The sequence below is a fragment of the Alysiella sp. genome (assembly GCF_030525755.1).
Lineage (GTDB): Bacteria > Pseudomonadota > Gammaproteobacteria > Burkholderiales > Neisseriaceae > Simonsiella.
On record NZ_JAUNEC010000080.1, the window covers coordinates 1 to 2,032 of the forward strand.

A 2,032-nucleotide genomic window follows, 5' to 3' on the forward strand; every position below is an offset into this window, starting at 1 on the left:
GGATATTCTGTTTTATAGCGATTATAACGACCGTGCCACGCTTTCATTAGTGGTGCACCGCCCCAATAATAATTCTCGCCCCCAATAAAATCCCTTGCCGAAAAGGCTTGTCGCCACACACCATAAATTAACCATACCTTGCAAATACGCCAAAATCAGTTCTAATTCATCATCTGTTAGGATGCTTGGGGTGAAAAATTGTTAATGATTTCAAAATCTCTGCGCGTATAAAGCATTGTTACTCCTTATTTCGGTTGTAGTTTTAATTATACCCCCCAATAAATTTAGCAAATCTTTATCAAGAGTTATAATAAGCACAATCAGGCTACCTGAAGACCTTCAGGTAGCCCGTTTCATCAACGTGGTTTACAGCACCGATTTCACGGCATCAACCACATTTTCCACCGTAAAGCCAAACTCTTTAAACAACAACTCGGCTGGCGCGGATTCGCCAAAACGGTCTAAACCGACCACTTTGCCGTTCAAACCAACGTATTTGTACCAACCATCGGTAACGCCTGCTTCCACCGCGATTTTCGGCAAGTTTTCAGGCAGCACGCTTTGTTTGTACGCCAAATCTTGCTTGTCAAACACATTGGTGGACGGCATGGAAACCACATTCACGGCAATGCCTTGTTCCGCCAACGCTTTTTGCGCGTTCAGTGCCAATTCCACTTCTGAACCTGTGGCAATAATCACGGCTTGCGCGTTTTGGCTGCCTGAAATGATGTAGCCGCCGCGTTGAATGTTTGCCAAAGTTGGCTCATCACGTTGAATAAACGGCAAATTTTGACGGCTGAAAATCAAGCAGCTTGGGTGGTCTTGTGCTTGCACGGCTTGCGCCCATGCCACCAAACTTTCGGCTGTGTCGCAAGGTCGCCACACCGCCATATTCGGAATCAAACGCAAAGTCGCGGTTTGTTCAACAGGCTGGTGGGTGGGTCCATCTTCGCCCAAACCAATGGAATCGTGCGTGAACACAAAAATCGGATTGATTTTCATCAAAGCCGCCATACGCAAAGCATTACGCGCGTATTCGCTGAACATCAGGAAAGTTGCGCCAAACGGCTTCACGCCACCGTGCAACGCCATGCCGTTCATGATTGCCGCCATGCCAAATTCGCGCACGCCATAATGTACATAATTGCCGCCTTGACGCGGTTTGATGGACACGCTGTTTGACCAATCGGTTAAATTTGAAGGGGTCAAATCCGCCGAGCCGCCCACCAGTTCGGGCAACACTTGCGCCAAAATTTCAATGCTGTTTTGGCTGGCTTTGCGTGTGGCGATTTTTTCCGCTTTTTGGCAGATTTCGTTTAAGGCAGCCTGAACGTGTGTTGCAAAGTTTTCAGGCAGCGTGCCGTTCATGCGGCGCGTGAATTCGGCGGCTTTTTCGGGGAATTTTGCCGCGTATTGTGCGAACAATGCGTTCCATTCGTTTTCCAATTTCGCGCCTTTTTCGTGGGCGTTCCATTGGTCGTACACATTTTGTGGGATTTCAAATGGGGCAAAATCCCAATTCAAATGAGCGCGGGTGGCGGCGATTTCGTCTGCGCCCAAAGGTGCGCCGTGGGTTTTGTGGCTGCCTTCTTTGTTGGCTGCGCCTTTGCCGATTAAGGTTTTGCAGCAAATGATGGACGGTTTTGCCGTTTCGTTTTTGGCAGATTGGATTGCCGCGCGGATTGCGTCAGGATTGTGTCCGTCCACATTTGCCACAACGTGCCAGCCGTAGCTTTCAAAACGTGCAGGAATGTTTTCCGTGAACCAGCCGTCCACTTTGCCGTCAATGGAAATGTTGTTATCGTCATACAAAACAATGAGTTTGCCCAAGCCTAAAGTCCCCGCCAAAGACGCGGCTTCGTGGGAAACGCCTTCCATCAGGCAGCCATCGCCCAAGAAAACGTAGGTGTGGTGGTTCACAATGTCCAAGCCGTCTTGGTTAAATTCGCTTGCCAAGATTTTTTCTGCCAAAGCCATGCCCACCGCATTGGCAATGCCTTGACCGAGTGGGCCTGTGGTGGTTTCCACGCCA

1 protein-coding gene is annotated in these 2,032 nt (G+C 49.2%); it reads right to left on the reverse strand.

The genetic code is table 11. From position 1 onward, the window contains the following. Positions 1–366 precede the first annotated feature (366 nt). Positions 367–2,032, reverse strand: a 1,666-nt coding sequence (gene tkt / locus Q4B82_RS09450) for a transketolase (RefSeq protein WP_303066207.1), incomplete at its 5' end; no start/stop codon positions are given.